Source organism: Pedomonas sp. (assembly GCF_036515995.1).
Classification (GTDB): domain Bacteria; phylum Pseudomonadota; class Alphaproteobacteria; order Sphingomonadales; family Sphingomonadaceae; genus Pedomonas.
This window is the reverse complement of sequence record NZ_DATBUP010000071.1, coordinates 1-3,753: the sequence shown is the minus strand read 5'-3', so window position 1 is coordinate 3,753 and position 3,753 is coordinate 1. Positions and strand designations below refer to the sequence as shown.

The 3,753-nt window shown below is 60.7% G+C and carries 6 protein-coding genes; 2 read left to right on the top strand and 4 right to left on the bottom strand.

What is annotated here, in order from left to right; translation table 11 throughout:
- Window positions 1–143: DUF2076 family protein (locus tag VIG90_RS19845; RefSeq protein ID WP_414695466.1), on the bottom strand; the 143-nt coding region annotated here is incomplete at its 3' end.
- 157 nt (window positions 144–300) lie between these two features.
- Window positions 301–1,506, bottom strand: coding sequence for an NO-inducible flavohemoprotein (hmpA, locus tag VIG90_RS05560; protein WP_331592472.1), 1,206 nt, complete (start codon window positions 1,504–1,506; stop codon window positions 301–303).
- A gap of 252 nt (window positions 1,507–1,758) precedes the next feature.
- Between hmpA and VIG90_RS05555 the strand changes: the two genes are divergently transcribed.
- Together VIG90_RS05555 and aac(3) are read left to right on the top strand one after the other, a co-directional pair.
- Window positions 1,759–2,199, top strand: coding sequence for an Rrf2 family transcriptional regulator (locus tag VIG90_RS05555; protein ID WP_331592471.1), 441 nt, complete (start codon window positions 1,759–1,761; stop codon window positions 2,197–2,199).
- Window positions 2,200–2,235: 36 nt separating this feature from the next.
- Window positions 2,236–3,042, top strand: a complete 807-nt coding sequence (gene aac(3), locus VIG90_RS05550) for an aminoglycoside 3-N-acetyltransferase (protein ID WP_331592470.1) — start codon at window positions 2,236–2,238, stop codon at window positions 3,040–3,042.
- 120 nt (window positions 3,043–3,162) lie between these two features.
- On the opposite strand, the gene VIG90_RS05545 is transcribed toward aac(3), so the two are convergent.
- Together VIG90_RS05545 and VIG90_RS05540 are read right to left on the bottom strand one after the other, a co-directional pair.
- Window positions 3,163–3,324, bottom strand: coding sequence for a hypothetical protein (locus tag VIG90_RS05545; RefSeq protein ID WP_331592469.1), 162 nt, complete (start codon window positions 3,322–3,324; stop codon window positions 3,163–3,165).
- 97 nt (window positions 3,325–3,421) lie between these two features.
- Entirely contained in the window at window positions 3,422–3,661 is a 240-nt protein-coding gene (locus VIG90_RS05540) for a hypothetical protein (protein WP_331592468.1), read from the bottom strand.
- Window positions 3,662–3,753: the final 92 nt, after the last annotated feature.

Genomic DNA, 3,753 nt, shown 5'->3' with positions numbered 1-3,753 from the left:
AGATAGTAGGCCGCGCCAGGCTGGTTCTGTAGCTGGCCATGGATGAACCGTTCGGCCTCGGGGTCGCGACCGGGGGTTTGCTGCTCAACCTGTCGGAGTCGGGCGAACAGGCTCTCGATGATCTGGCGTTCCTGTTGGTTCATGAGGTGGTTCCTGCATGACTATCAAACCTGCAGGGGGAGCGCGGGGAGAGGCTGGCGGTTCCGCATCGGCCGGAGTCAGCCAAGACAGGCATAAAAAAAGAGAGGGTGGCAAGCCACCCTCCCAATGGAACAGGTCATTCCGTTAGAGTAATACGGATCAGGCCGCCAACAGTTCATCTGCCGGGCCGAAAAATTCATAATGAATGCGGCTTTGCTCGACGCCGAGACGCCCAAGCGCTGCCACCATGGCCCGCATGAACGCCTTAGGCCCGCAGACATAGTAGTCGGCAGTCTCAACCGGCGTATTGGCGGCGAGCCAGGCCTCGTTGATCAGGCCAGCCTCATCGTAGCCGGCGGTATCTTCGACGTGGGGCGTCTCATAGAAGATTGACACCTTCGCTTTCGGACACATGCTGGCCAACGAGCGCACATGATCGCCAAGTGCATGGGTGCTGCCGTCCTGCGTTCCGTGAACGAAGTGCACCTCTCCATCCCAGCCGTTAGCGGCGGCAGTCTCCAGAATCGAGACCATGGGCGTGAGACCGACGCCGCCTGACAACAGAACCAGCGGCTGCTGCGGCTTGTTCTCCAGGTAGAAGTCGCCCGCAGGCGCACCGACCTTGAGGATTGTGCCCGGCGTGACCTCGCCGTGCATCCATCCAGACGCAAGGCCATGCGGCTCGCGCTTCACGGAGATGCGGTAGGTCTCCCCATTCGGTGCGCTGGAAATGCTGTAGTTGCGCTTCACCGGCGGCTGGCCGGGAACGGTCAGCCAGAAAGTGAGGTACTGACCCGGCTTGTGACGCACCACCGGCTTGCCGTCGACCGGGCGCAGCACGAAGGACGTGATGACGGAACTTTCCGGGCGAACTTCCTCGACCCTGAAATCACGCCAGCCGGTCCAGCCGCCCTTGGCGTCTGCAGTCTCCTGGTAGAGCTGCGCTTCGCGGTTGATGAGGATATCCGCGAGGAACCAGTAGGCTTCGCCCCAAGCGGCGAGGATTTCCTCGGTCGCGGCATCACCCAGCACTTCCTTGATCGCGCCGAGCAGGGCCTCGGCCACGTACGGATAATGCTCGGGCAGAATCTGCAGGCCTACATGCTTCTGGGCGATACGCTCGACCGCGCCGGTCAGGGCACCGAGATTGTCGATATTGCTACCGTAGGCCAGAATTGCCATGGCCAGGGCGCGATGCTGCGGGGCCTCGCCGTTGTGGTGAGACTGGTTGAACAGGTCCCGAATGGCCGGGTTCTGGAACATGCGACTGTACATTGTCCGCACGATATCCAGGCCGTGTTCCTGCAGGGCGGGCACCGTGGCCTTCACCAAGGCGATAGTATTGGGGGAGAGGGTCTTCGCCATTTGCGTCTCCAGATTCAAGCAAGGGCTACGCAGTACACAGAGAGGGAAGGGGGCCGCCCTGCCCGGGCATGAGATTGTTGTTCCGAAGCGATCCCGTCTGCCGCAGCAGGGAAAAACTTGTCGTCTCCGAGAACAGTCTCATTCATGTATTAAACATACATGTATAAACTTACATTTAATGAGGCAACCGCAATTCCTATATGAGCACATTATGTCACAGCCTGGTTAGGCCCTGAGGCGGAAGGACGTTCGATGCGGTTCACGCGCTATACCGACTATGCCATGCGGGTGCTGATTTATCTCGGATCCCGGCCGGATGAACTGTGTTCGATTCCTGAGATTGCAAGAGCATACAGCATTTCCCAGAACCATCTGATGAAGGTGGTTCATGATCTTGGCCGTGCGGGATTCGTTTCAAGCGTTCGCGGTCGCTTCGGCGGTATTCGTCTGGCGAGGCCGCCGGAGGAGATCAATGTGGGTGCTGTTGTACGCCAGACAGAGGAAGGCTTTGATCTCGTGGACTGCGGTTCGTGCATCATTGCGCCGGCCTGTGGCTTCACCAGCGTACTGAACGAGGCAATTCGTGCCTTCATGGCCGTCTTGGACGGATACACGGTGGCAGACCTGGTTTCCCGGAAAGCCGACATAACCAGGCTGTTCTTTCAGGACGATGCCAAGGCGGGTAGCGTCTGATCCCGATCCCGGCCTACCGTCTGGAGCTTCCCGCGCATGACATCACCACCGACATTTCACACCCGAGCTTCGCTCCGACAGGACTTGCAGCGGCTCGGCATTCGCGCTGGCGATATGGTGATGGTGCATGCGGCCATGAGTACGGTGGGCCCGTTGCTAAACGGACCCGATGCCCTGATTGGCGCGCTGCTGGATGCTGTCGGCGCGGATGGAACGCTGATCGCCTATACGGACTGGGACGGGGCCTATGACTCGTTGCTGGATGCAGCCGGACGGGTGCCGCTTGAATGGCGCCCCCATGTGCCGCCGTTCGATCCGGCAACGTCTCGCGCAGCGCGAGACTATGGCATTCTGGCCGAGTTCGTCCGCACGACGCCTGGCGCTTACCGTAGCGGTAATCCCGGCGCTTCCGTAGCCGCCATTGGAGCACGGGCGGCCGCGGACCATCCGTTGGACTACGGCTACGGCGAGGGCTCGCCTCTGGCCAAGCTCGTTCAGGCGGGCAGCAAGGTGCTGATGGTTGGTGCACCGCGGGACACCATGACACTGCTGCATCATTCGGAGCATCTGGCGCAGGTGCCGAACAAGCGCATACGCCGATATGAGGTGCCGTTTGCAACGGCCGAGGGGCCATGCTGGCGTATGGTGGAGGAATTCGAGACGTCAGAACCGGTCATACCCGGGTTGGCAGATGATTACTTCGCGACAATCGTAAACGGATACCTCGCGGCGGGGGAGGGACAGCAGGGCACCGTTGGCAACGCACCTTCTCTGATGGTTGAGGCCGAAGCCATGTGCCGCTTTGCCGTCAACTGGCTGGAGCGCCACGCCAACAGCCTGTGATGCCCACGATCACCGGAACGGTGCAAGCTGCGCCCCGTACCGGAGCTATGGCCACACCGGTTGCCCAAGCGTCAAATATCGCTGTTGGACGGGGCGGGCGTAGCAGAGGGCGGATCAAACCTAGCCGTTCTTGCCCACGTTGCGTCCACCGTGCCCGGCATTCTGTTTGTGGCCAGTGCGGCTGGCGCTTTCGCCCTTCATCTGCTGCTTCTTGTTGCCGCCGACATCGTCAGGCTGGCCACTGGTACGCTTGAAATCGCCCTTCTTCTTGTTGTCCGTCATATCCTTCTCCTTCCAGAGAGGCCAACGTCCCGCAAGGGTCCGGGTTGCGCACGGCAGCCTCCCTAGCATGGGAACACGACGGACAACCGGACCTTGCTCAAGCGTGAGATGCTGCGGTCTTCGCAGTTTTCCTGGCGCGGGACTTGGTGACAGGCACTACCTCGGCAGCGGCGGCTTCCTGCGCAAGCCGAGCCGCTTTGAGCTTTTCGGTCAGGGCATGTCGACGGTCGGTCTCCGACTGGATGATCTCGCGCGCCACGCGATCGGTAACATCAGCCTTGGTTTCAGTTCTGGACGGCACAGGGCGAAACAGGGTGTCCTTGGTGGGGGCTGTCATATCGTCTGGCTCCTCTTGAAACATGCAATAAAGAAAAAGGCCGGGCGCAGACCCGGCCTTTCCGCTCTCTCGACAATCCGTGCCAGTACATC